This is a genomic window from Dactylosporangium sp. NPDC051087, from assembly GCF_055586325.1.
Window position 1 is genome coordinate 87,408 of the sequence record NZ_JBVJIJ010000018.1, and the last position, 23,394, is coordinate 110,801.

23 protein-coding genes are annotated in these 23,394 nt (G+C 63.6%); 10 read left to right on the plus strand and 13 right to left on the minus strand.

Annotation, left to right across the window (positions count from 1 at the left end; genetic code table 11):
• Window positions 1-5 precede the first annotated feature (5 nt).
• The 7 genes from ACZ6TV_RS31485 (at window position 6) to ACZ6TV_RS31515 (ending at window position 4,815) form a co-directional block, all read left to right on the plus strand.
• Window positions 6-713 (plus strand): GPP34 family phosphoprotein, encoded by a 708-nt coding sequence (locus ACZ6TV_RS31485; protein ID WP_465300922.1) that lies wholly within the window; start codon window positions 6-8, stop codon window positions 711-713.
• Window positions 714-926: 213 nt separating this feature from the next.
• Window positions 927-1,433: a hypothetical protein gene (locus ACZ6TV_RS31490; RefSeq protein ID WP_465300923.1), complete on the plus strand. Its 507-nt coding sequence runs from the start codon at window positions 927-929 to the stop codon at window positions 1,431-1,433.
• A complete protein-coding gene (locus tag ACZ6TV_RS31495) occupies window positions 1,430-2,305 on the plus strand; it encodes an SAM-dependent methyltransferase (protein WP_465300924.1) in 876 nt (291 codons plus the stop codon). Before ACZ6TV_RS31490 ends, ACZ6TV_RS31495 begins: the two co-directional genes overlap by 4 nt.
• A gap of 91 nt (window positions 2,306-2,396) precedes the next feature.
• Window positions 2,397-2,714 carry a hypothetical protein gene (locus ACZ6TV_RS31500; RefSeq protein WP_465300925.1) on the plus strand — a complete coding sequence of 106 codons (318 nt, stop codon included), beginning with the start codon at window positions 2,397-2,399 and terminating at the stop codon, window positions 2,712-2,714.
• Window positions 2,708-2,977, plus strand: coding sequence for a hypothetical protein (locus ACZ6TV_RS31505; protein WP_465300926.1), 270 nt, complete (start codon window positions 2,708-2,710; stop codon window positions 2,975-2,977). Before ACZ6TV_RS31500 ends, ACZ6TV_RS31505 begins: the two co-directional genes overlap by 7 nt.
• A gap of 593 nt (window positions 2,978-3,570) precedes the next feature.
• Window positions 3,571-4,098 carry a peptidoglycan-binding domain-containing protein gene (locus ACZ6TV_RS31510; protein WP_465300927.1) on the plus strand — a complete coding sequence of 176 codons (528 nt, stop codon included), beginning with the start codon at window positions 3,571-3,573 and terminating at the stop codon, window positions 4,096-4,098.
• Between the two features lie 42 nt (window positions 4,099-4,140).
• Complete coding sequence (locus tag ACZ6TV_RS31515) at window positions 4,141-4,815, plus strand: hypothetical protein (RefSeq protein WP_465300928.1); 675 nt, start codon at window positions 4,141-4,143, stop codon at window positions 4,813-4,815.
• Window positions 4,816-5,275: 460 nt separating this feature from the next.
• Here the strand turns inward: ACZ6TV_RS31515 and ACZ6TV_RS31520 are convergent, their stop codons facing one another.
• The 13 genes from ACZ6TV_RS31520 to ACZ6TV_RS31580 form a co-directional block, all read right to left on the minus strand.
• Window positions 5,276-5,476, minus strand: coding sequence for a hypothetical protein (locus tag ACZ6TV_RS31520; protein WP_465300929.1), 201 nt, complete (start codon window positions 5,474-5,476; stop codon window positions 5,276-5,278).
• A 589-nt stretch (window positions 5,477-6,065) separates the two neighbouring features.
• A complete protein-coding gene (locus ACZ6TV_RS31525) occupies window positions 6,066-6,947 on the minus strand; it encodes a helix-turn-helix domain-containing protein (protein WP_465300930.1) in 882 nt (293 codons plus the stop codon).
• 371 nt (window positions 6,948-7,318) lie between these two features.
• Window positions 7,319-8,341 (minus strand): IS3 family transposase, encoded by a 1,023-nt coding sequence (locus tag ACZ6TV_RS31530; RefSeq protein WP_465300931.1) that lies wholly within the window; start codon window positions 8,339-8,341, stop codon window positions 7,319-7,321.
• A 106-nt stretch (window positions 8,342-8,447) separates the two neighbouring features.
• Complete coding sequence (locus ACZ6TV_RS31535; protein WP_465300932.1) at window positions 8,448-8,759, minus strand: transposase; 312 nt, start codon at window positions 8,757-8,759, stop codon at window positions 8,448-8,450.
• 268 nt (window positions 8,760-9,027) lie between these two features.
• Window positions 9,028-9,339: a hypothetical protein gene (locus tag ACZ6TV_RS31540; protein ID WP_465300933.1), complete on the minus strand. Its 312-nt coding sequence runs from the start codon at window positions 9,337-9,339 to the stop codon at window positions 9,028-9,030.
• Between the two features lie 73 nt (window positions 9,340-9,412).
• Window positions 9,413-9,730, minus strand: coding sequence for a hypothetical protein (locus ACZ6TV_RS31545; RefSeq protein WP_465300934.1), 318 nt, complete (start codon window positions 9,728-9,730; stop codon window positions 9,413-9,415).
• Between the two features lie 181 nt (window positions 9,731-9,911).
• Entirely contained in the window at window positions 9,912-10,892 is a 981-nt protein-coding gene (locus tag ACZ6TV_RS31550) for a ComEC/Rec2 family competence protein (protein ID WP_465300935.1), read from the minus strand.
• Window positions 10,893-10,928: 36 nt separating this feature from the next.
• Entirely contained in the window at window positions 10,929-11,624 is a 696-nt protein-coding gene (locus ACZ6TV_RS31555) for a hypothetical protein (protein ID WP_465300936.1), read from the minus strand.
• Between the two features lie 11 nt (window positions 11,625-11,635).
• Window positions 11,636-13,807 carry an ATP-binding protein gene (locus ACZ6TV_RS31560; protein ID WP_465300937.1) on the minus strand — a complete coding sequence of 724 codons (2,172 nt, stop codon included), beginning with the start codon at window positions 13,805-13,807 and terminating at the stop codon, window positions 11,636-11,638.
• Window positions 13,808-13,920: 113 nt separating this feature from the next.
• Window positions 13,921-15,375, minus strand: a complete 1,455-nt coding sequence (locus ACZ6TV_RS31565; RefSeq protein ID WP_465300938.1) for a DNA methyltransferase family protein — start codon at window positions 15,373-15,375, stop codon at window positions 13,921-13,923.
• A gap of 444 nt (window positions 15,376-15,819) precedes the next feature.
• Window positions 15,820-17,220, minus strand: a complete 1,401-nt coding sequence (locus tag ACZ6TV_RS31570) for an ATP-binding protein (protein ID WP_465300939.1) — start codon at window positions 17,218-17,220, stop codon at window positions 15,820-15,822.
• Window positions 17,221-17,831: 611 nt separating this feature from the next.
• Entirely contained in the window at window positions 17,832-20,867 is a 3,036-nt protein-coding gene (locus ACZ6TV_RS31575; protein ID WP_465300940.1) for a tetratricopeptide repeat protein, read from the minus strand.
• A 214-nt stretch (window positions 20,868-21,081) separates the two neighbouring features.
• A complete protein-coding gene (locus tag ACZ6TV_RS31580) occupies window positions 21,082-21,249 on the minus strand; it encodes a hypothetical protein (protein ID WP_465300941.1) in 168 nt (55 codons plus the stop codon).
• On the opposite strand from ACZ6TV_RS31580, the gene ACZ6TV_RS31585 reads away from it, so the two are divergent.
• The 3 genes from ACZ6TV_RS31585 to ACZ6TV_RS31595 all read left to right on the plus strand — a co-directional run bounded on the left by ACZ6TV_RS31585 (window position 21,248) and on the right by ACZ6TV_RS31595 (window position 23,320).
• Complete coding sequence (locus tag ACZ6TV_RS31585) at window positions 21,248-21,580, plus strand: hypothetical protein (protein WP_465300942.1); 333 nt, start codon at window positions 21,248-21,250, stop codon at window positions 21,578-21,580. The genes ACZ6TV_RS31580 and ACZ6TV_RS31585 overlap by 2 nt on opposite strands.
• Window positions 21,577-22,347, plus strand: coding sequence for a hypothetical protein (locus tag ACZ6TV_RS31590; RefSeq protein WP_465300943.1), 771 nt, complete (start codon window positions 21,577-21,579; stop codon window positions 22,345-22,347). Before ACZ6TV_RS31585 ends, ACZ6TV_RS31590 begins: the two co-directional genes overlap by 4 nt.
• A gap of 670 nt (window positions 22,348-23,017) precedes the next feature.
• On the plus strand, window positions 23,018-23,320 hold the full coding sequence (locus ACZ6TV_RS31595) for a hypothetical protein (protein WP_465300944.1): 303 nt from the start codon (window positions 23,018-23,020) through the stop codon (window positions 23,318-23,320).
• Window positions 23,321-23,394 lie beyond the last annotated feature (74 nt).

Consider the following 23,394-nt stretch of genomic DNA (forward strand, 5'->3'; position numbering starts at 1 on the left):
TGGTCATGACCTATCCCGTTGGTGAGGCGCCACCACCGAACCTGCGGCAGTCGCTGCGGGTGGAGCTGTTCTTCCTCACCCACTCCGAGACCGGCGAACCCCTCGCCCACGCAGGCGCCCTCGCGGTGGCGCTCGCGGGAGCGGTGATCATCGACGACCTGCTCCGGCCCGTCGAGCGGTTCCGCCTGGTCGGTCCACAGGTCATCGTGGTCAATGCGGATGTCTCCGGTGACCCGGTCGCAGACTGGGCAATCCGGGCGCTTGGCGGTTCCAGAGCCGCATCAGGGTTTGAGCGGCAGCGGTCGATGGGGGTCCGCGACGCGATCCGGGCGCTCGCCGGGTACGCCTACGAACGCACCACAGCCGGGCTATACGCGGGGGACCTCGTCCGCGACGTCAACCGGCGGCGCCTGAGCCGTGGCCGACGCCGGTACCCACCGACCGACCCAGGTCACATCGCGCGGGTACGCGGCCGGTTGTGCAGCGTCCTGACCGGTCATACCCATCCCGACCCGCAGACCGACGCGCTCGGCGGACTCATCCGCGCCCTCGACCTGAAGTCTGAGCTCTACCTGGACGGATCCGGCTGGGACGTACAGGGCCTGCTCAGATACATGACCGCGCGGGTCGAGGAGAAGGACCCGGCGGTGCACCAGGTCCTAGCCGCCACCGATGACCTGATCGCCGAGGCGGCGGTCGCGGTGTACGGATAACTGGCGCTTCATCAGGCGGTATGTGCACGTCCCGGACCGGTCCGCGAACCGGCCCCGAGGCGCGCGGTCGGGCAGCGGCGTCAACCCCTCTGCCGCCGAAGGCTAACCGTTGCCCTGCGGGGTGGCCCGGCCCGAGCCTCCCCGGCACCGGGCCACCCCGCACTTCCCAAACACCATCAGCGCGCTGACCCGTTCCGTGCGCCCGAGACGTACATGAGGCAACCGGCAATGACTGTTCCTCTGCGGTGCCCGCCTCCACGTAGCGGCGGCAACACCGACCGTTCCGTATCGAAGCTTCTCCGCGACTGGCAACTGAAGGCCGCCGGCCGCTGCGACGAAGCCGGGACCGAAACAGACACCGCCTGGAGCGACGCCCAACGCCACTACGGCCCCGCCGAGCCTGAACAGCGCTCCGCCGCGCTGCTCGCCGGGACCGATGCGGGGTTCATGCACGGCGACTGCCACCGCCACGAGCAGGCCGCCGTCACCATTGACACCGTCATCCGGCTGTACGGGGGCACCCCGGGCACCGACGAGACCGACCAGGCCGCGCAGGAGCGGGAACAGCGCCGGCAGAACGCCAACGACGCCTTCTTCGCCCGCCGAGAACGCCATGACGCCGCGTATCACCGGGACGGGTCATGTGAGCAGCACGAAGCGCAGGTCAACGAGCTGATGTACCGGTGGCTCGGGGACCGGCTAACCGGAGAAACCCCATGACTCCACCCCTCACCACATCCAGCAACGGCGAACACGACGGCCGGGCGACAGGCACCGGCGACAGCTCGTACCGCATCGACACCAGCGTCCCGAACCCGGCCCGCCGGTACGACTACCTGCTCGGCGGGAAGGACAACTTTGCCTCCGACCGGGCCTCGGCGGAGCAGCTCCTGCGCGCGTTCCCGTACGCCCGGATCTTCGCGCAGGAGAACCGCAGGTTCCTTATCCGGGCCGTTCGTCATCTGGCACATGCCGGGGTGCGCCAGTTCCTCGACATTGGCACCGGCTACCCCACCGCACCAAACGTCCATGAAGCCGCCCAGGCCATCACACCAGACGCGCGGGTGCTGTACGTCGACAACGATCCCATGGTCGTCGTCCACGCCCGTGCACTGCTCACCAGCCCTCACCCGGACGCGGTCAGCTACCTGCACGCCGACCTCCGCAACCCAGCCGCCATCCTGCACAGCCCACAGACCCGCGCCGCGCTCGACTTCGACCAGCCGATCGCGCTGCTGCTCGTCGCGGTCCTGCACTTCATCGAGGACACCGACCAGCCGCACGAAGCCGTGCACACCCTGATAGAAGGATTTCCATCCGGCAGTTTCGTCGCGCTGTCCCACGTCACCTTCGACCCGCTGCCCGACGAGACGGCCAATGACCTCACCGACCTTGCCCGACCGGCCGCCGGCCACGGCCCGTTCCGCGCGCGCACCCGCATCGAGATCGAGCGGTTCCTGCACGGCACAGACCTCATCGAGCCCGGACTGGTGTCGATCGTGGACTGGCACCCGGATGAAGACCCGCAACCCGCGGCGACAGCATCCGCTCAGCAGACCGCGTGCTGCGGCGCGGTGGCGAGGTTGCCGTGAATCTCAGGTTCCCCCCGATCGGCGTGCCGAACCCAACTCCAGGTAGGCAGGCGAGACGGCGTCAGGGCCACGGTCAGGATGGGGCTGACTCGTGTTGGCGTTGACCAGAGGGCAGGCGACGCTCCTGCTGGCGATGCATGCTGGTGGGCAGGTGCAGGTCAACTGGAATATGGTCTGGATCCGTCGTCGTCCGTACGCCATGGCGGATCTGTACGCGTTGCGGGCGGCGGGATTGGTCCGCTCGGCAAATCCCCGCGGTGTGCGCGACGCCAACAACTTCACGGTGACCGACCGTGGCGTCGCTCAGGCGCAACGGCTGACCGACCAGCACACGCCCACAGCGACGGCGAGGACACCGCCGACAACGGTGCACCAGCCCAGCAACCATGCCGGGACCGGCCAATGTTGAGCCTCACCGGCACGCAGGCAGAACTGTTGCTGGCCATGACCGGCCCGCACAACACCCGCGTCAAACAGGACCTCGTGTGGATCGCGCGGCGCTCCTTCCCCGTGACCGACCTGTATGCCCTCCGCGCGGCGGGAATGGTCCGTGCCGTCACAGCCATCCCGAGCGCGCGAGGCTTTAGGCGGTTCGAGGCTACCGAACGCGGCGCAGCCGAAGCGCTGCGCCTGAGCAGCGACACGTCGCGTCAGAAGGAGTTGCGACGATGACCCCTCTCAACCCACCCGGCCCCGTGAGTCAACCCTGCCCGCCGGACCTGACCGAGCAGGCCCGCACGATCCTCGCCGCACACGTCCCGCGCAGCGCAATGTGCGAAGGCTGCCTGAGCACGTGGGCACGGCTCACGCCGCACCCCTGCCAGTGGACCCAGTGGGCACGCGCCTGGCTCGCTGATCCGGCAAACGGCTCAAGCTCACAGCCGTGAACGGCGTCGGTACGCGGGCACGGTCGCCGCCTCGCAGAGCTCAAGACAACGCAAAGGTATGCATCAACGGTCCTCGACCTCGCCGTGTGCGGGTCCGGTCGCTTCCCACAAGAGCACGACGCAATGACGATGCTCGGATTGCCGACGCTTCCTATTGCCGGCCGGGGAGACCTCATTTCGGCGCGCCCTCCATGGGTCAATTGATTGCCAGGTGGGGGAAGTGAATTCGCGATCTTCGCGGAACGCGAATTTGCAATGAAGCATGCCCAAATGGCGTCTCAAATAGCGACGAACATTTGTGTTGACTATCAATGACGGTTGATTAATGTTTTGACGTGCCGTCGACGCAATCGCTCAGACGGGAGATTTGGAGGTTACATGCGCAAAAGGAAGCTGTGGGCGCTGATCACGGCATCGGTGCTCGGCGCTGCGCTCGGACTGGCCCCGGCCGGGACGGCAAGCGCGAACACGTTCTATCCGAACGGGTGCAAGAGGACGACGCCGAACCCCTGGGGCGACACCTGCACGCAGGGGCAGTACTACGTTGACTACGGTACCTCGGTCCTCGGTGTCCAGTTCGTCCTGGCCAACACGGGAATGAACCCCGGCACCCCCGACTGCGACTTCGGCCCTAAGACGGACGCGGCGACAATCCGGTACCAGAAGGCCCGCGGCCTGCTCCAGGACGGCATCGTCGGGCGGAACACATGGACGGCGCTCCAAGGTGAGCTGAGAAACAGCGGCGCCACCGACATGTACGGGACCTACTGGAACGTCGGACCCGACGGGCTCCGGTTCTACTACCAGATCATCAGCAACACGTGGTTCGTTCTGGACCCGTACGCCACACCCGTCGGGTACCGCGCCATGAACGCGCTGGGCACCGGCGGAGGACTCTGCCCGTAAGCACGTACCTGATCGTGGAATCGGAACACGGAAGGGATGACAATGGCAAAACCCAAAGCGGCAGTCGTTGCGCTGGCCGTGCTTGTGCTCGCGGCGGCTGCGGGCGCTACTACCATAGCGAACGTGGAACATGACGGCGCCGACGACGCGTCAGCGACTCCGGTCGCTCACGCCGAGTCGGCTCAGCAGTGGCTGATCAACGAGAAGCGACCCGCTAGCACCGCGGCTGCCGCCGCCGCTGCACCGACAGCCATCGCCCCGCCCAGAACTGAGGCGACGGGACGCTCGATCGACCGGGTCACGGCACTGGCGCAGCGCCTCGTACCGGCCGGCAGCAAGCGCATCTCGGCGGTCCGGTACCCCGACCTCCATGCGGCCACGGCGACGTTCAGCACCGGCGGTAGCACGTTGGAGGTCACGGTCCACCAGCTCCCCGCCCCGCTCTACGTCGAAGACCTCACGCTGGGCTTCAGCGGGGACACCTTCGAGGACTGGCCCAACGGCGTTCGGGTGGTCACCATCCGCCACAACCTCCCGCACACATTCCAGATCATCGCCGTGCGGGACAAGGGTGCCATGCTGACGGTCAGCGTTGTGGGCGACCCGCAGATCGAGAAGCAGGACATCTTCACCGCCTGGTCCGGCGTCAACCAGCTCGTCCAGCGCTTCAAAGACGTCGCCAACGACGCGACGGTCGACGGCTTCGAGGCGGGGTAGCCAGAACCGTAAACAGAACCGGCCCTCGGGGAAGGTGGCAACGTCCTCGGGGGCCCTTTTCTCGAAGCTGGCAACTGAGACAATGGCATGACGCGTGGCGCACCTTCACAGAACTCGTCCGCGCCGCCACAGGACCTATCCGGGACCTTCGCTTTCTCCTCTGGCGCTCGCACAGGTAAGCCCCGGCGCCCGCACCGGAACCAGCGACGCCAGGATCAGGCCAACAGAGGCGACGAGGTCCAGCTGTGAAGTCGGCGCGCTTGTCCTATAGCGACAAAACAACGCGGCCGCTCTGGCCGGCAATGGGTCCGGCTACTCATCCCTCTACGGAGTCGGAATCCGCTCCAGCGGTTGCTATTCGGAGCCGGTCGAGGAGCGCAAGAGCGCGAACTCGAACCTGGACCTAGCCGATGCCGATCCCAGTAGTCCAGCTCCACGCGGTCGTCGGGGACAACGATGCTCACGGCGACTTCGACGATTCGCTCGCCCGCATAGGTCTGCCGGTGATGGTCACGACCGGCACGCCGGACGGCATGCGCAGCGTCTCCAGCTCGTCCGGCAGCGGCATCCGCGCCCGCACCCGCTCGCGCACGCCTGTGATGGTGATGCCGAGCGAATAGAGCTGTGCGGTGGTGCCGCCCGGCCAGGGGCTCGTTCTCAAGGTCGGCGACCGGCGTCCCGGCGACCAGGTCCAGTAGCAGGTACGAGGTGCTCATCTGCTGCGGCACGCCGGTGGCGTGGAACGTGACCTCCGCTCCAAGAGCATGGTTCCGATCTCAACCTCGAACCGCTCTGCGAGCGAGATGGTCGCGGGGGCCTTGCGGAACTCCTTGTCGAGCCTGTAGTCGGACCGCGCGTTGTTCGCCGTCACCGTTAACGAGGTCTCCGGCGGATAGTTGCCGGTGAGCTGCTGGACCTCCTGGCGGTAGCGCTCCGATCCGAGGCGACGCACCGGGAGCGCCGGGCGGACGAAGGTGCCCGTGCTCGGTGATGACGAGGCCCTCTTCGCGCAGCAGCCGGATCGCCTCTCGGGCGGTTCCGCGGGAGCCGCCGAACCAGAGGCGCGGCTTTCGGCAGCGAGACCATCAATCACGCCAATTGACCCCGTTAGGTGTGCCCAACAGTTTCGTGTGGGGTGGTGGGTCACTGCCGGACGCGCGTAGTACGGGCAAGACCGCATTCGAACAACGCGTGATCGACATGCGCGTTAGGCGTCCGCACTGTTGTGCGCAGCCGCGAGCGCGGCTCCTTTACGAGAGCGCTTCACCGCGCGCGATCTGCTCGAGCAACGCGATCGTGTCTTTGGGTCTCTTTGCTGCGACGCCGATGGCGTTCATGTGGACCATGTAGGGATCGGTTGCGCTTGGGCCATAAAGATAGTTCCCGCCGTCGAGCTGCTCGCGGTAGACCACATCGGGCACCTTCTCGGGCCGCGACCGGAAGATTGAAAAGGAGTTGCCGGTCTTGACGCGCAACCCGTCGCGGGCTGGCAGCACCTGGATGGTGATGTTCGGGGCTTCTGCGGCCTTGATAAGGGCAGCGATCTGCTGCTGCATGACGTGGGGCTCCCCGATTTCCTGGATCAGTGCCATTTCGTCGATCACCGCCCACAAGTGCGTCGACGTGCGCTCGATCAGCGTGTGTTGTCGACGCAGCCGCAGTTCGACCCGACGGCCCACCTCAGCGGGCGGGCAATCCAGACCGATTACCTTCTGTGCGTACTCGGGTGTCTGTAGCAGCCCGGGTATGAAGCGCATCTCGTATGTACGGATAGTCTCAGCCGCGGATTCAAGAGCGAGGTACGGATCGAACCAGTCGGCCACGACGTCGCCGTACTCTCGCCACCATGGCGCATCATTCGCCAGTGATACGACCTGTAGGAACGCCCGGTGCTCGGCCGCGTCGGCGACACCGTACAGCTGAAGCAGCGCGATAAGATCGCTTTCCTTGATCTTTACGTGGCCGGACTCGATCCGACTGATCTTGGATCCTGAGCCTTGCAGATGCCGCCCTACAGCTTCGCAATTGTACCCGCTCCGTTCTCGCAAGCTCCGCAGTTGCTCGCCCAATAGCCGTCGAAAAATGTTGGGTGAGCCGAGTACGTCGTTCCCCGCCTGAGCGCCGCTTGTCACGTCATCCTCCTTTTCGCATCGGCGTTCCCAACGCGTTGCTACATGACGTGTGATTGCGTGAGTTGGCTCGCCGCGCTCGCGTTCCGCCTGGCAGGACATGTCGAGCGAGTCGCCCGACTAGACCGAGGCTCGCGGTGCCCGCAGCGACGGCGAGCGTCGGTTGTGCGACAAGCGCCGTAACTATTGCGAAGCCCATCAATGTACAGATCAACAACATGGAGGGCCAGATTCCTGAACGCCCGCGGCACGCTGCGGCCTGCGATAAACGATGTTTGCATCGACGTCTCTGGCTGGTCACGGCGTCATCATGCCGACCTGGCGCAGCCCGTGCAAGCGAATCTGCACGTGTGCATGCACGTGCGGATGTCGGCTTATCGACCCTGTTCGCGAGGCCACCCGATCGGCCCGCCGATTGGTCGGAGCCGACCGAGTGGTCCGCCATGGCGCGGAGGCGATCCACCGGCCGGCTGGGTGTGCACGCGGCAGACGCCGGTAAGGACCTTGGTGGCGGCTCCGAAATCGGACAGACGGTCGTGCGCGGGCGGTTGAAATAGCTGTTCAGAGGGCCTTTGCGGGCGGACTGTGGCGCGGTGCGGCCGTGCCGCCGGTCGGGGCAGGGGTGAGGCTATCCGGCTCGATCTGTGCCTGCCAGGCGGTCTCGTATTCGTCGGGGCTGTGGTAGCCGAGTTCGCGTTGGATGCGGCGGGTGTTGTACCAGCCGTAATGGTGAAGATCGCGTTCTCGGCCTCGTCGCGGGTCCGCCAGCTGGCGCGATAGACCAGTTCGATCTTCAACGTGGACCAGAAGTTCTCCATCAACGCGTTGTCGTAGGAGTCGCCGACCGATCCCAGGGATGGCAGGATCCCGTTGTCCCGTAAGCGTTCCGAGAACCGGAACGACGTGTAGTTCGAGCCCCTGTCGCTGTGATGGATCAACTGGCCGTCGCGGACATCACGCGACCAGATGCCGTACTCGAGCGCGGCCAGGATCAGATCGGTGTCGCAGCGGTTTGAGGTCTTCCACCCGATGATCCGGCGGGAGAACGCGTCCCGGACGGCGGCCAGCCAGAACACGCCCTCCCCGCACGGGATGCGGGTGGCGTCAGCGACCCAGAGCCGGTTCGGGCCGGCCGCGGTGAAGTTCCGGTTGACCAGGTCCGGTGCCGGTGTGTGCCGAGGGTCCTGCCTGGTTGAGCCGCCGCGCCAGCCGCGGCGCAGGAACGCGCCCTGCCAGCCCTGACCGGCCATCAGCCGCTCCACCCGTTTGCGTCCGATCCGGATCCCGTCGCGGCGCAGCTGCCGGTGGACCCGGTCAGCGCCGTAGGTCCGCCCAGACGCCTCCCAGATCTCGTGGATGTTGGACAGCAGGCCAGGTCGACCAGGTCCCGGTCGCACGGCTGCTCAGCCTGCTTGACCCACGCGTGGTAGGTCGACTCGCCGATACCGAGCACCCGTAGCAGGAGCGCGACCGCGAACAGGTGCGAGTGTTCGTCGATGAACCTCACGACCGTCGCCGGGTCGGGTCGAGCTCAGCCGCGAAATACGCGCTCGCGGCCTTGAGGATCTCGTTCGCCCGGCGCAGCTCGGCGTTCTCCTTCGCCAGCCGGCGGTTCTCCTCCAGCAGATCCGTGCTCGGCCGGTCAGCGCGCTCGCCGGCGTCGGCCTCAGCCTGCCGGATCCAGTTGCGCAGCGCCTCGTGATGCACGCCCAACTGCTCGGCCAGCCGCCGGATCACCGGCTTCGGGTCCGACTCGCGATACAAGCGCACAGCCCGCGCCCTGAGCTCGTCGGGGTACTTCTTCGGTGCGGCCACGGATGCTTCCTCCCCATGATCAGTCGATCACGTTAGAGAAGCTCCACGAAAGCGGGGGTGGCTCAGGACGGCGCACTGACAGCCGCTCTGGCGAATCAAGGGTGTCTCGGCCGAGCGGCCAAGGCACCCTTTGATCGTGAACGAATTGCAGGCCGAAGCAGACCGACACAATCCGCGACCGACATTGTCTGCAAGTTTGCAGCCGTGACGTACGCCCGACGATGGCCGCCCTACACCATGACGCGCAGCAGGGCGGCGGTCATTGCGATCAACGACTCGACCTCGGCTCGACTGTATTTGTAGTCCGTAGTACCTGGGTCCACGTGCATGGCCCCGCTAGCCTGGTTTCCATCGCCGCCCGGAGCGCGGACCATCGCTCATCGGCAGTGATGTCGCCCTTGTCCTTCTTGCCCGGCCAGTTCCAGCCGCTTGTCTTCTTGATGCTCTCTAGTGCCTTGCGCACCTGGAGCATCGCGGAGTCGATCTCGTTGCCGCCAAGCAGCCGTTGGGCCTCGCGGAGGAAGTCGGCTACGACTCTGCGTGGTTCATCGTCGGCCGGAAAGGGGATCAGCATCTCCACCCCGAGCGTGCGGCCGAGCCCGGCGAGCTGCTGGCGCCACGTGCTCTCGGCGATACTGAAGTGCTCGGTGATCTCAGATGCCCCAGTGCCAGAAGCTGGCGTTGGTGATGAGGTACTGAAGCGTCGGCCGTCGGACCTCGCCGGTCGCACTAAACGGGACGGATACGTTCGCCGAATCGAGCGGCGCGCGTGGCCCGGTTTCCTGCGGAGCGTAGAGCGTTGTCTCCAGGCATAGCAGCCGTCCGGCCTCCGCACCGACCTGCGGAATTCCGACTTCCAGTTGGAGCTGGAAGTAGTGGGTGCCCATCCCCTTGAGGATCCAAATGCTCTCCGAGGCGACGCGTACGGTGTACGTCCCGAGGGCTGCTGCCTCGAACCTGAGCTGATCCACGCCGTGCCTTCTTAGTTCCCAGCATCCACTGTGGACCATCAGACGGCCTGCGGCGACGAAGTTTGTTCACCGCAAGCGGCACGAATTGCCCGGGCATCGACGGCCTTCTGCTACCCCAAAGCCTTGGCGCCAGCATGACTCGGCCTTACAATTGCCAACCTCGGCCTGAGCGCCGCACTAATTAGATCCTGGCGCACAAAGCGTGCGCCACAGACGAGGTGACAAATCCTCGGTGATCGGCGAAATTGGGCTCGACATAAATGCGCCCATCTGTCGATACTCTAAACACCAAAGTTCCAGCACAGCATCCGCCTTTTCGCTTCCCGTCGGCTGGCCGCAGCGCCAAATGACGAGGTTGCGGAATTGGTTTCCGAGTGTCGCAGCCGAGTCCTAATTGGGTGCAGAGCACTTTTGCGTTGCTGCTATAGTCTCGAATGCCTTGGATAATTTCTGGTTGCGGAGTTCCGTAACCGCTATACCTGCCATGCGAGATCACTACGAAATTTGGTTGGACCGCCTCACAGAGTTCTCGCGCAAATACGCGGTCGTCACCCTCGCAGTGGCCGCCGTGATGGGGGAAAACCAGAAGCGGTGCCGCCATGGATAGTTTGCGAGAAACCATTCTATCGAAGCCGTATCGAGTTACATCTCCTGCAAGGAGTGCTACTGGTTGCTCGTTGACCAAGACTCGCAACACTGCTGAGCAATCATTTCCATCCACCGCAACCTCGTGCCGAGATGCACCTCGGGTTGGTCCACGAAGCACGAGGTTAGCATCAGGGTGGAGTGCTTCGATCTTCATGCGTCCAACAGCGAAGGGGACAGCATTCCCGAAATGAACCGCGGAGAGTAGCGTCCGGCCCGCAAGAATCTCTTCCTCTACAACAGTTCGAAAGTCCATCCATGCGACGCTATCCTTCGCACTGTCGGCGTTGGCTGAGACCAGATCGACTGATATCCCCCTCGCCAGAAGCCGCATGACCCCATGCATGTGGTCATTGTCGGAGTGTGAAATGATCAGGTGTCGCAGGCGCTTTGTGTCGGTACGTGCCAACTCATCGTAGACCACATTACTTCGGGAGCAGTCGACCATTCCGACCTCTTGGCCATCCCGGATGATGGTCGTGTTGCCGTGCCCGATGTCAAGGACTGCGATCTCCATTGCGTCGTCAGAGCCAACTGCGCTGTGTGACACCCTCTACTCCTCGGACAATTCGACGGCCGGGCGGGCGTCTTCCACAAAGACTTCATGTTCGCTCGCTGCGCAAATGTTCGCCATGGCCATATAGCGACGACCTATGAGATCCTGAGGCGCGGGCACGGTTTTGGCTTCCAGCTTGTCGAGTGGTACGCGTACGAGTTTTTCGGGGTCGAACGCCGGAATCACAACTACTGCTGTTCGCGAGTCCATCGAACCCTCAATACCAAGAATTCGAACGAGGGTTGAAAACCTCTGTCTGCCTAGGGGTGGTCGGCCTAGTAGAACTTCGTTGCATGCCACGTCGAGTGCTGTGGCAATTCGGTCCAGCTGATTCAGCTCCCCGCGCGGCAGATACGACGGCAGGCCAGCGAGTTCGGCTCGAATTTCGGGAGAGTGCTCCGGATCGGTGTATGAGCTAAACAAGACCGTCGGTACCTTATTTCGATTCAGTGTTGCCGCAAGTTGTGCGCCGGTATAGTTTACGCCGGAATATTCACTGAGTCTGTGGTCGCAGAGAACTGCCGTCGATGTCGCCTTGAGGGTAACAACGAGCTCCGCCATAGTTTGCGCGGTCGTCGGCACCACCACTTTGGCGTTGACCTTGCCAAAGCGCAATATGGTGCGGATGTCCTCGGCGTCATCCCGCCGATCGTCCACCACGGAGACCTGTAGCGATCGGATGCGTTCGAGCAATGCCGGTGAGGTCATAGTAGTTGCGCCTGACCCGAGTCTCCGCCATCGGAAGGGCGCTTGCTCTTGGCCTTCGCACGGAATAAGTCATTCCTCGCCAACGCTGGAATCGCAATTGTAAAGTGAGCGCCGCCAAGTTCGCCTTTAGCTGCGACCTCTGCCCGACCCTTGAGGTCAGCCACGACATCCCGCACGATGGTTAAACCTAGGCCAGTCCCGTCCGGATACGTCGACTGACCGGGTAGCCAGATGTCATCCAAAGGTATGCCTCGTATTCCAGGGCCATTGTCTAGAACCTCAAATACGACATCCTTGCCCTGGTTTCTCGACCGAACCAGAATTTTTCTGTTTCCCGGCGGAGGTCCGTCCGTGCCGCTGAGCTCACGACTTGCGTTCACGAGCAGATTTGCCAATATCGCCTCAATGCTCGCGACCGTAGTGACAATTGCGTCATTTGCCGCAGCTAGATCCGTCTCGACGGTTATTTCACGCCCTTCGAGGCGGGGCAGGATGATAGACACCAGGTCTTGGACCACCACATGAAGCGAAACAGTGCCAGACTTTCGCTTACTGCGCTTTGCTAGTCGTAGCGTCATCTGCGCTGATGCCTGGAGCGAGTCGGCGGCTGTGCGGATGCGCTCCACAGGCCGGCCGAGGCGCTCCTGATAGTCATCCGGTAAGGCGGTGCGGCCTTCCATTTCGATCAGCTGAGCCTGCATCTTTAGACTGGAGACGGGGACTAGCGATTCGTGTGCGAACACGGCAGCGGTTGTTCCCACCGTGCCAAGAGTTCGATACAAGGCTAGATCTTGTTCAAGTATCTGTACGCGCTTTTCCAGGCTATGTTGTTTCGCCGTCACCTTCTGTTCAACTCGGCGACGGCTCGCCGCCGGAAGCTGCTCAAGTTCTTTCTTGAGTTCTGCTTCCGTGCGCTCCATATCCTCTCGCGTTTCTTGGCGCCGCTTTTCACGGTCCGCGTCGCGGCGCTTGACTCGATCCCGGGAAACCCGAGTCAGCACGGCCCTGCCGAACTCTCTGAGCTCGCGGAAGGCTTCGTTCTCGATGAATCCGCTTCGGTCGGTCTTTTGCACCAGCAGGTCATCGCCACCGTCGACGACGAAAAGTCCTACGGAATTGTTTGTGCTGGGGCGCTCCTCGGGGCTTGACGTTCTGCCGAGGTTCATATCCAACCAGTCGTGTCCAGGGTCGCCGTAGGGGTGAACGCGTAGCCCGCGATGATAAAGATGAACACCGCCGACCTGCTTGAGCCACTGACGAATCTCGTTAACAGGAACCGTGGAGCCCCGTTGCCGGTAGGAGTCTCCGCCTAGAGGGATCACCCACAGCTTGAAGGCGCATGACGGCGCGCTAAACGGGTCTTCCCCTCGCTGCGCGGCGATTTCCTCATGGCCGAAGGTGGCAGTTTCGACGCCCCTCCAGTCGAAGACACGGACTTGGGCTTTGCCGTTCTCGTCTAGCAACGCCTCAATGCGATAGTCAGTCTGATCGAAGTAGCCGTTGGTCAGCCGCTCGGTGAGTTCTTCATACCCCGGCGCCATGAGTTTCACGAGAAAGCCGCCGGCTTGGGCGCCAAAGGGGTCGTTGATGAGGAATAGCGAGCGCACCAACCGCTCAATGTCGGCGCGATCGAGGGGGTTCCGTAAATAGCTGATCTTGATCGTAGTGCCGTGGCGTTCGGTCGTTAATGCCCGTGTTAGCGGTAGCGATACGGCATCGACAGTAGGCGCTCGATCGAAGGCGTCCCAGTCGATCGCCAGGCTATACTCGACGTTCGGTTCGCTTATTGGCCGAGTCCGTACCTCCACTCGGTGTCCAAGGCGCAAGCCCGCCAGGCGGCCGAGACCCTTCTCTCCGATTTTTCGCCGATTGTTGGAGGTGATCGGTTGGGTGGGCTTGCGGGAGTGGCCAATCAAGAGGAACCCGCTGTCCAGTTCGTTGCGCGTCATGCCGTCACCGTCGTCGCTGATGACGACGGTTCCGCCCCGCTCATCGGCGTCGTGGAGGGCGATGGTGCACGACGGGGCCCCGGCGTCGTAACAGTTGCGGACAAGCTCCACAATCCCGAGGTCGGCATGCGGTATGAGTTCCTCGCCGAGGCGGGCAAGTACCTGCGGCGCGAAGCGCAGCCGTACGGACGCTTCGCCGCTCTGATCGGTAGCCGCCACGAGTTCAAAGGCTAACGGTCCGTGTGGGGTGGGACAACGCCTCGGCCTGGAACCATCAGATAAAGGAGCACCCAGGGCTATCGAGAGGCTCGCTGCTCCTCGGTCGGCACCCGTTAGTTGGCCTCGTCGTCGAACAGTGCGGCGTCGACGGGAAGTTCGGAGACGGCGCGAGTTGTGAGGTGGCGGCATCTGATCCGCGCATCGATCCATCGGGACGCCTCGGTGCTGGTAAGCGCCGAGATGATGCGCCGACAGCCGGCTTCCGAGCGATCATGTGGCCGAACGACCAACAGGTGATTGTCCACCGCTACTGGCTCGTCGGCGACTACCAGGACGGGCACGAGCGGCCGACCGTCCCCCTCCGGCCGCGAGGTGCGACGCAACACGATGAACGGTGGTGCTTCAGAGGTCTTGTCGGATTTTCGACGTCGTTCGATGTCCTTGATCACCGTCTGAGTGCCTAGCGCCCTGGCCGTTAGGTACGGTCGTTCAGGGCCGTCATGTGCGTCCCGGTTGTCGACGACCGATCCGACTGCGATGTTGGCGAAGTTGGCAAGTGGCCGACTGCTGGGGGGCCCTTGGGGCCACCAGGGCAGCGCCAAGGATGTCCGCGACTTCGCGACCTTTCCCTTCAGGACGAACACATCGATATCTGCATCCGGCCCAAAGATTCCGGTCGCCACCACTCTTCCGCTGGTCAACCAGCCTTGAACCTCGTCGCGTAGGTGGCCATATCTGGATCCTGTCCGGATCACATCGGGCAGGATCGCAATCACTGTCGAACCGGGGTTGTGCCGTACGGCAGCGTGGAGGAACACCGCTGCCGACGAGACACCCCCACTGCTCCACTTCGTACCCTTGGGGGTGTCTTGGGTGACGAAGGGAGGATTCATAATGATGCCTTGATGTGACCTCGCCTGCTCAAGGGCAGTCAGGCCATCGCCTACTCGGACGTTTGGGAAGAGCGCCTTCTTGCTGATCCGCTCCGCTGGGGCGTTCGGCCGCTCTGCGCGGAAGCGGCTGACGGCACATACCAACAAGCGCAGACGCGCAGCCTCCACGAATTCTGGCTCAAGGTCCGTGCCGTAGAGCTGAGATCCCCAGGACGTTAGCGTTGCCCGTAACGAATCTTGAATGGCAAGGCGCTGAGCGACGCATAGTAGAAGGTCGCCGGCGCCGCAAGCTGGATCTAGCCAAGAACCTGAGATCGTCTTCGGCAGTAGGTCATCGAGCTGCTTTCGCCACACCGATGAAGTGAAGTAGGCCCCGGCGTCTCGACGAACAGAGCGCTCGACCAACGCCGCCAACGCCCGGTTGGGGGCGCCGTCCAGAGCTGCCGCCACCTCAGCCTCAGAGACTGTGCCCTTCACTGCGCGCCCGGCCAGATCCCGCAAGGAGCCAACGAAGAGCTCATAGCTGGCGAATCGGCTTACTGCTGGCGATTTCGGCGCAGGGGAGGTCGTCACGGGATCAGTCTGCAGCAGCGTCGCCGCAAAGGACAGCACCGTGTCGCGGCGGTACCTAGCGATTCCCCGATCCTCAGCCCACGCCCTCGGGCTGCCGATCATCGAGCGACCCGGTAGGCGCCGGCGAGAGCAGCCCCCCAGACACTGGCTGACGCCCCCCGTTTACCCCCGAAAACCCCTGCCGAGCGCTGACAACCACCGACAAGGCAACGGCCAGCGCCAGACAGCGTTTGCACAGCTTAACGCACACACTGATTGACGATGGCAACCTCAAGGTCGACTAGTTCGGCGAGGTGCACGGCCACGAAGGCGTCTCGGGGTGAGATCCCTGGGGCGTCTTCGTGGCTACGTAAGCGGAAAGCTGGCGTCGACAAATAGTGATCGGCCAGTTGCGTTGCGCTTTTGCAGTTCTGTAACGTGCCCCCGGCTGGAGACAGCCTGCACGACTCGATCGCGGCTTCGTCCACGTTGAGCTTGGCGGATACGCGGGTTGGCCTGGGACTGGCGCCGCCAGAGTGGTTGCAGGTTGGTGATTCCGACCGGGCGTTACGATCGCGGCAGGAAGCCCGCAAGCTGAGCGTGGCGGCGCAGCGTCGTCTTGATCGCGTCTCGAACGGTCGAGGGCATCGTGTTCTCGGCAGAGTACGCCTTCATTTCCACGATGACCTCCGACTGGAATGAGCTGTCTCGGGTAGCTAGAACGTCAGCACGCACCGAGCTGTGTGTCGTGGTGATGTCCTGTTCATGCTTGGCCTGGATACCGACCTCTCGCAAGCAGTACGCGATACGCCTACCCAGCCCTACTGGATCGCGGGTCACGCCCGACGTGTTGTACCACGCCCTTGCCGTTTCTGCTCTTTTCGACTCGCGTTCCTTCATTGGACTGAAGGAGTCAGTGTTCCATGTCTCCTTCAGAAGTGAGACGAAGTGGGACTGTTCGAACCGGTCTAAGTAGGACTTGCCGATGCTTGGATTAAGCTCGCTCAGATCCTTGCATAGTGGGTAGAGATCTGCCGCTGCGATCGGAACTAGCCGCACGTCAAAGTATAGGCGAGCGCGATTGTACGCCGCCAGTGGCAGTGTTCGGTGGTCATCGGCACTCAGTTCGCGATAAAATGCGCCCCAATTGAGCCGGTAGCCTTCGCGTGCGTTCGTGAAAGACTGTAGACGCTGGATCCGGAGGCCGTCAGTTACCGGCCATAGCATGATCACCTGGTGCCTGGAAAGGTCTTGTAGATTCTCCATTCGCTCTGCCAGTTGCCCGCCGACGCGCTCTATCGCAAGGCCGATGGTGCCTGTGGTTGCCGTGGTCTCTTCCAGGTCGGTGAGTAGTACTTCGAGATCAGGTAGATTCTGACCGCCGTTGTGGAACTCGAAGGTCTCCTCGATGATGGCCGACCACTGCGACTTCTCCGGGCCGCCGAGTTCCATATCCGCAGCTACCAAGATCCGCTCATTACGACTCGTGGCGCGCGCAAGCTGAGATTGAAAATCTTTACTGGTGGTGAGCCAGACCACCAGCACCTGCTTGTCCTTCAGTGCGCCTCGGTCCAGCAGGCTGAGCCGCTCCACGAACTGGCTGGGTACCGCATTCTGTTCGGCGACGGCCTCCTCGTATTGGTCGACCACTGCCACAGTGATCTTCGGCGCGAGTGCGCCGCGCCCTGGGTGGGACGTGACCGCCGCGACCAACTCCGCCTCGGACTGAATTTGGCTTCTGGTCAGCTCCACTACGCGACACTCTGGAAGGTGGGTCGCGAGTTCCCGCACCGCGCTGCTCTTACCGGAACCACTCCGTCCGTACAGCGGCAAGAAGCGGAGACCACCGGAGATCTGCATCGACTTGTTGCACCGCTGGACAACCTGGATCAGTTCCGGGCTGGCCCGCAGCCGCCCGCGGAATGCGACGTCAAGATCTTCATACCGAGACGGAAGTCGTAAGGTCAATGGAACCGCTCCTCGCTGACTTAGGCAAGCGTGCCATTCTATTGTTCGCGGACGACGCCTCCAGCAGGCTGATGTGGCATCCCCCGTTAAGGTGGGCGACTCTCGCCGGTTCGGCTTACGCCTTTGAGTGGCGTTGAGTCCTGCAAACCGAGGACACTGGAACGCGGTGCACGCTACGGCCTTCAGCGCTGCGGAACCCGAGCATGCGCACTCACCTGCCGCGATCCAGGCGCGTTGGCGCTGTAGATCGAGTCAACGTGAGGATGCCCGGCCATCTGGCCGGGCATCCTTGATCGTCTACTCGAACGCGAAATGGCGTCCACTATCAGTGATTGGCCAGTCACGCTGCGCTTTTGCAGTTCTGTGACTGCCCCCGGCTAGAGATAGGCCCGCATGACTTGATCGCGTGCCATGTCATTTGAGCTGCGATGACATTGGGCCTGACCTGCGACTTTGGCTGGTGGGTATGTTGCAGGTTGGCGATTCGCCTGCTCTCCGTGCAGGAGATCGGTGGTGCGTCCGGACGGTGCGGCCGGACTTGGACTAGTTTGATAACGTTTGATCAATCTGTCCTCGCCAACTCAGACTTGGCGCCCTTGGCGGGACACGGTCTACGGAGAATCTGCCTTGCTAGTGCCCGCGCGTCGGATGATCGTCTGCCATTCGAAGCCGGGTCGCCTGCGGTTGAGGATGATGTCGACCAGTCTGGACTCGATCCACCGCTCGACGGCGTCATAGCCGTTCGCCGCATACCAGCTGATGAGTTCCGGCGGCGCTCCTGCCAGCATCAGGTCTTCGTCGCCGTCGACGATCGCTGATGCGATCTCCATGAGGCTGGCCGCCAGCCGCTTGCCGAGCTCGATGTCCTCATCCTGGGCCTTGCGGGCGTACTGCGAGCGCCCAGTTTGTGGGTCTTTCATGTCCAGGGTCGCGTCCTCGGGGGCGTCGACCGGCAGGCCGGAGGCTGCGCCGTGCCAAGGACAGTTGAACGCTGGCATGTTCAGGCAGTGTTGCATGAAGGATCCGGGGTCTCCGGTTTCTGGGCTCCAGCCCCAGTCGATCACGCAACCACATCGGTGTTGGAGCGGGGTCCACTCGATCGCGGCGGGTATCGAGCTCATTCCGAGGCGGTGTGGGTGTGGGGTGCCCGCGCGGCTGGCGTCAGTGTGTGTCTCGGCTGGGGCGATCGAGTCGTCTTGTTCGAGCTGGATGCCTGAATCGGCTAGAAGGCGGTTGACGTCTGCGTCGCCGGTTTCGGCGGCACGCTGGAGCCAGATCCGAGCTTCCGCTTGATCATCGAGCTCGAGGAGAAACACGCCGTACCGGAACATCGCCAGTGGCGTCGTGCGCTCCGTGGCCGCCGCGGCGAACAGTTCGCGGGCTCCGGCGATGTCGTTCCGCGCTTCGAGCGTGTCACCGAGGGCCAGCATCGCGTCCGTTTGGCCGGCTTCGGCCCCTCGGCGCAGCCACGTCTCAGCCTGTTCGTTGTGGCCATGGTCTGCCAACAGGAGACCGAGCACGGTGTAGACCGGTTCGTCTCCAGCATCCGCCGCTCGCCTTGCCCATAGCAGCCCCTCGTCGGCGCGCTGCGTCTCGCGAAGGAGCTGGGCGAGACGAGTCATCGCCGCGATCTCGCCTTGCTGAATGGCGGCTCGCAGCCATCGTTCGGCACCGACCGGGTCGCCGCTGCTATAGAGCGCAACTGCGAGATTCATCATCGCGGCCGGCTCTCCTGCATCGGCGCCCTGCCTGAACCACGCATTGCCGGCTTCGGAGTTACCGCGCCGATGCTCCAGCGCGCCCAGGTAGCTCATGGCGGGAGCAAAGCCGCGGTCGAGTGCTCGGCGGTACCACTCGGCGGCGCCGTCGAAATCACTGTCGTCCTCACAGTTGTTACCCACGCCGATCATGGCGCCGGCATTGCCGCTTTCCGCGGCCCTGTTGAGCCATAGCCGCTCTTGCTCGCCGTCGCCGAGTCGCTGGTAGCTGACGGCAATCATGCCGGCGAAGTCGTCGAAGCCGAGATCAAGGACCCGTTGAAACCATTCGATCGCCGAGGCCGGGTCATCTTCGTCGAAATATGAGAAGCCCAAGATGCCGGCAGCGACGGTGGAACCGTGGTCGAGGGCTCTCAACAGCGCTTGTCTCCCGATGCTGGTGAGGCCAAGCTCGATAGCGTTGAAACCGATCGACTCACACGAACCGGCGTCGGCGTTGGCCGCCAACTGCTCCCAGATCGGGGTGGGGATGCGGTGCGGGGAGAAGTCCGCGCTGCGTATTGCGTCGTGTAGCAGGATGTCGGAAAGCTCGTAGCCGTCGACGCGGCCGATGATCGTCGCATGTGGGATGAGCGCTGAAATGGTGCCACGTACCGGGGTGACCGCCCAATTCGCTGCCATGCTGAACCAACCTGCCGTGGCGGTCGCGCGCAGCGCTGCGGGAAGGTAGGTCGCCGCGAGGTTCTCCAGCAACGTTGCGGGTATGACCCCCCGATGTCCACACAGTCTGATATCGACGGCAGCGTTGAGAACCGCAGCGCCTGCTGGGTCGCTGGCCTGTCTTCTCTTGAAAACGAGATCAGGAGCGCATGCGAGAACGCTGACCGGCGAACCGACGTCGGAGTGGGCCGCAGCTTCACGCACACGCGGATCCAGCTCTGCGACTTGCTTGGTTCGGTCGAGTTCCGACGGGCTGAACTCGCTTGCGATGTCGAAGCGATGCGCGAGCCGCAGCGCGTCGCGGGCATCCTGGTAAAGGTGCGTTCGAGCATCGTCGGGGCGGCCGTGTTCACGGAGTCGGTCATAGTGCTCTGGCCAGATCGTCCCGACAACCACGACCGGTCGGCCGGCATCATCGATTAGGCGTTGCAGGGCTCCGCTCGGCAACTGGCCAGGCTGTAGGAACCGTTCGAGGTCGTCCAGCCAGACGACCAGGTGTCCGCGCCCCAGGTTGGCGCGGGACAGGGCGCTGACCTCATTGGTGGATGTTGGCAGAAGTAGGCGCCAATCAGGCATTACGGCATTTATAGCTTCGTACGCGAGCCTCGTCTTGCCGGAGACTGCCCTCCCCACCAGCAGGACGAATCCGCCAGTTGTCCGCATGGCGGTCAGGGCTTCACGGACGGCACCGTCCGCGTCTCTTGGGATGTACGACGGCAAGTCCCGGTGCAACTCCTGCGAAGGCCCGACGAGGGGTATCGACGGATGAACTCGCAGCAACGCGGCATCCGTGATCGAAGCCACCAGCGGCAGGTCGTCGACCTTCCGCGCCTCAAGTTGATCAGCTGATGATGCGCCCGTGACGACATCGACCGTGCCGAGTGTGCGTCGCACCCATTCCTCGTGGCCGCGTTTCATCTCCTGCAGGTGCGCGACCGTCCAGGTGTTCGGCTGCGAGTCAATGAGCTGATGATGCTGGTTGCACAGGAGAATCAGATTCTCGTACCTGTTCCGTTCGGCAGTGGTCAGGGCGGCGTCTCCACGCGGGCCGTCCGGGCTTTCCGCGACGATGTGCGCGACCTCGCTGACGACCACGAGCGGGTCTTGGGCTGTTGCGGCGGCCGTCAGTTCGCGCCGGCATTTAGGAAATGCGCACATATTGCCGGAGAGCTGATACAGCTTGCGCTGCTCTGCTATTGGAACCGCCACGTGGACCTCCCTTCCCCAGCATGAGAGCGGGTAGTTGGCATCCACAACTAGGGATCTACCAGCCACGTCGCGCCTTTGCAGTTCTGTGACGTGCCCCGACAAGGCAAACCAGCATGCCTTGATCGAGGTCTGTGCCGGTTGAGCTGCGAGGATTCGGAGCTCAACCTCGGTCTGGTCCGCTGGAACGAGTTGCAGGTTGGTGGTCCGAACCGAACTACTTTAGCCGAGTTGCGGATGCTGCGGCCGGGTCGATCCAGTGCTCCTTTTCCACGCCGTGTTGGCCGGTCTCCTCGTGGCCGGAAGGTTGGTACTCGGCGGCGCGGCGGTGGCCGTAGCCAATTGGCTGGCAGCACGCCCGCTCGATGGCGTAGAAGAGTGTCATGGACGCAGCACCGTTGCCGGATGACCGCGCTCAACGCCGGACGGAACCGTGGGACGACCCGCGTCTCGATCGTGCGCTTCGCGCGGCTGTTTCGGACTCGATGCCCCCGGCATCTCTTGGCCTCTACGCGCGGTGGTGGCAGCTCGAGAGTTGGCTACGCGAGCTCGCGTACCTTGAACTCCGCGCCGCTCACGGCCGCAAGTGGGTGGATGAGGTTCGCGCCGCAGCCGGCCGGCAAACCCAGGACGCCGCGTTCGTCCACATGGCCAGCGTGGACAACGACAACCCTCTCGCGTACCTCGACTACAGCGCCAACTGGTCGACGTCATGAAGCTGCGCTGGGACCTCTTCGGCTACGCGCTGATCGAACAGCAGTCGTGGGAGGGCAGGCAGCACGAACTAAAACGCGTCCGGCACCGGATCGGCCACTTGCGCCGGCCGCACCAGGACGATCTTGACCGGCTCGAACAGACGCTCCGCGATCTCGAACGCGGTGCGTTCATCGCCTTCGCCTCATACAACCGCCGACGGAAGCCGAAGCCCGCAACGCACACAGATCCCGTGACCGACGGCTGGATCCAGGGTTCGCATCCCGCTGCCCAACGGCTAATAGCGCACGCGGAACGGCAATACGGCATCCAGTTGTCGGTGCATGCGAGCCGCCGCCCGTGGGCGAGTTGGCCTTCCGATCTGGCCGGGGCTCCTGGGATTCTGTGGCACGCCGACTTCATCGGCCCCCACCGCCTCATCGATGTCCCGCGGCTGTGGCACCACAGCAATCTCAAGGCTGTTCGTCCCCTGATTGTTCATATGCTGGCCGACGATCCATCGACTGTGGGCTTCACGTTCAGCGCCGTTGACGAAGCTCAGCCGATATCCGACGCGATCGGGGAGATCTTCGATGCGCTCCTAATGTCGTCCAGGAGAAGCGAGATTGACTGGTCAGCCGAAAGCTATTGGAACGCGTGGCGCCAGGACGTGCGAGCGATCGACTACCGGGTGCTGAGCGGTACAGGCTGGAACATCCTGGACGAGTCTATGGTGCCCATTACGAACTTCGGCGCCGGCGGAGGCGTGGAGTCCGTACCGAACTGGTAGGCGGCCACTACGCGTCCTGGCTCCGGCAGTCAGGGGGCGTCGATTAGCCATCGAGATTAGGAATTCTTCTGCCCTTCTGTAGCCGCGATTTGCGTGGTGGTGCTCCAGATCACGAGGCGAACGCGAAGACGCCCCGGGCGTCTATGCCGGGGCGTCCTCGTCTGTTCATATGAGCTCAAAGCTGGCGTCTACATTCAGTGACCAACCGGATATGCTGTGCTTTTACAGTTCTGTGACGTCCCCCGGCAGGGCACCGACCTGCGCCGACATCCTGCCGATGGCGCCATGCCGAAGAATGACCCCCGTTTACCCCCCGAAAACCCCCGCCAAGCGTTGACACTCAGCGACAATTAACGATCACCGCGCGGCACCGCTTGTGCAGCTTAACGCAAGGAGTTAACAACGAATGGCCACCTATGGATCGTGACGGTCGGTAACAAGGGGTCGTGGGTTCGAATCCCGCCGTCCCGACCAGCTCAGAGGGCATATCCTATCGATGGATATGCCCTCTTACTGTATCTGCATGACAAGCTGAGTGACATACGCTCCGAACCAGTCGGGTGTGGCCGTCCCCGGCGGCGCGACGATTCGGTCCATGGCGACCGCTCCCTTGAGCAGGACCGGGCGGAGCTGGCGCCAACCTCGGCGGCCGGTCGCGCGTCATGGATGGATGAGCGTGCGAAGGTTCTGGGCGGCCGGGCTGTTGCTGGCCGCGTCGATCGGCGTGTTGCGGTTCGCCGCCACGCGGTCCGAGTCGGTGCGGTGCTCGGCCGGGGGCGTGGACCCGCTGCCATGGCTGGCACTGGCCGGGATGGTTGCGGCCTGCGTGACGGCGTTCTCGGCCGCGCGGGAGGCGTATGGGTGGTGGGCGGCCCCCGCCGGGCTGCTCTTCGGGGCGGCGGCGATCGGGCTGCTGTGCTCGGGCTGGCTCGTGACGTTCGGTCAGGGCATGTTCTCCTCCGGCTGTGTCTGATCACCGCCCGGTCACAGCACGAGCGGCGTGCCGGGCTCGGCCTCGGTGATGGTGGGCAGCTGGCCCGGCTCCAG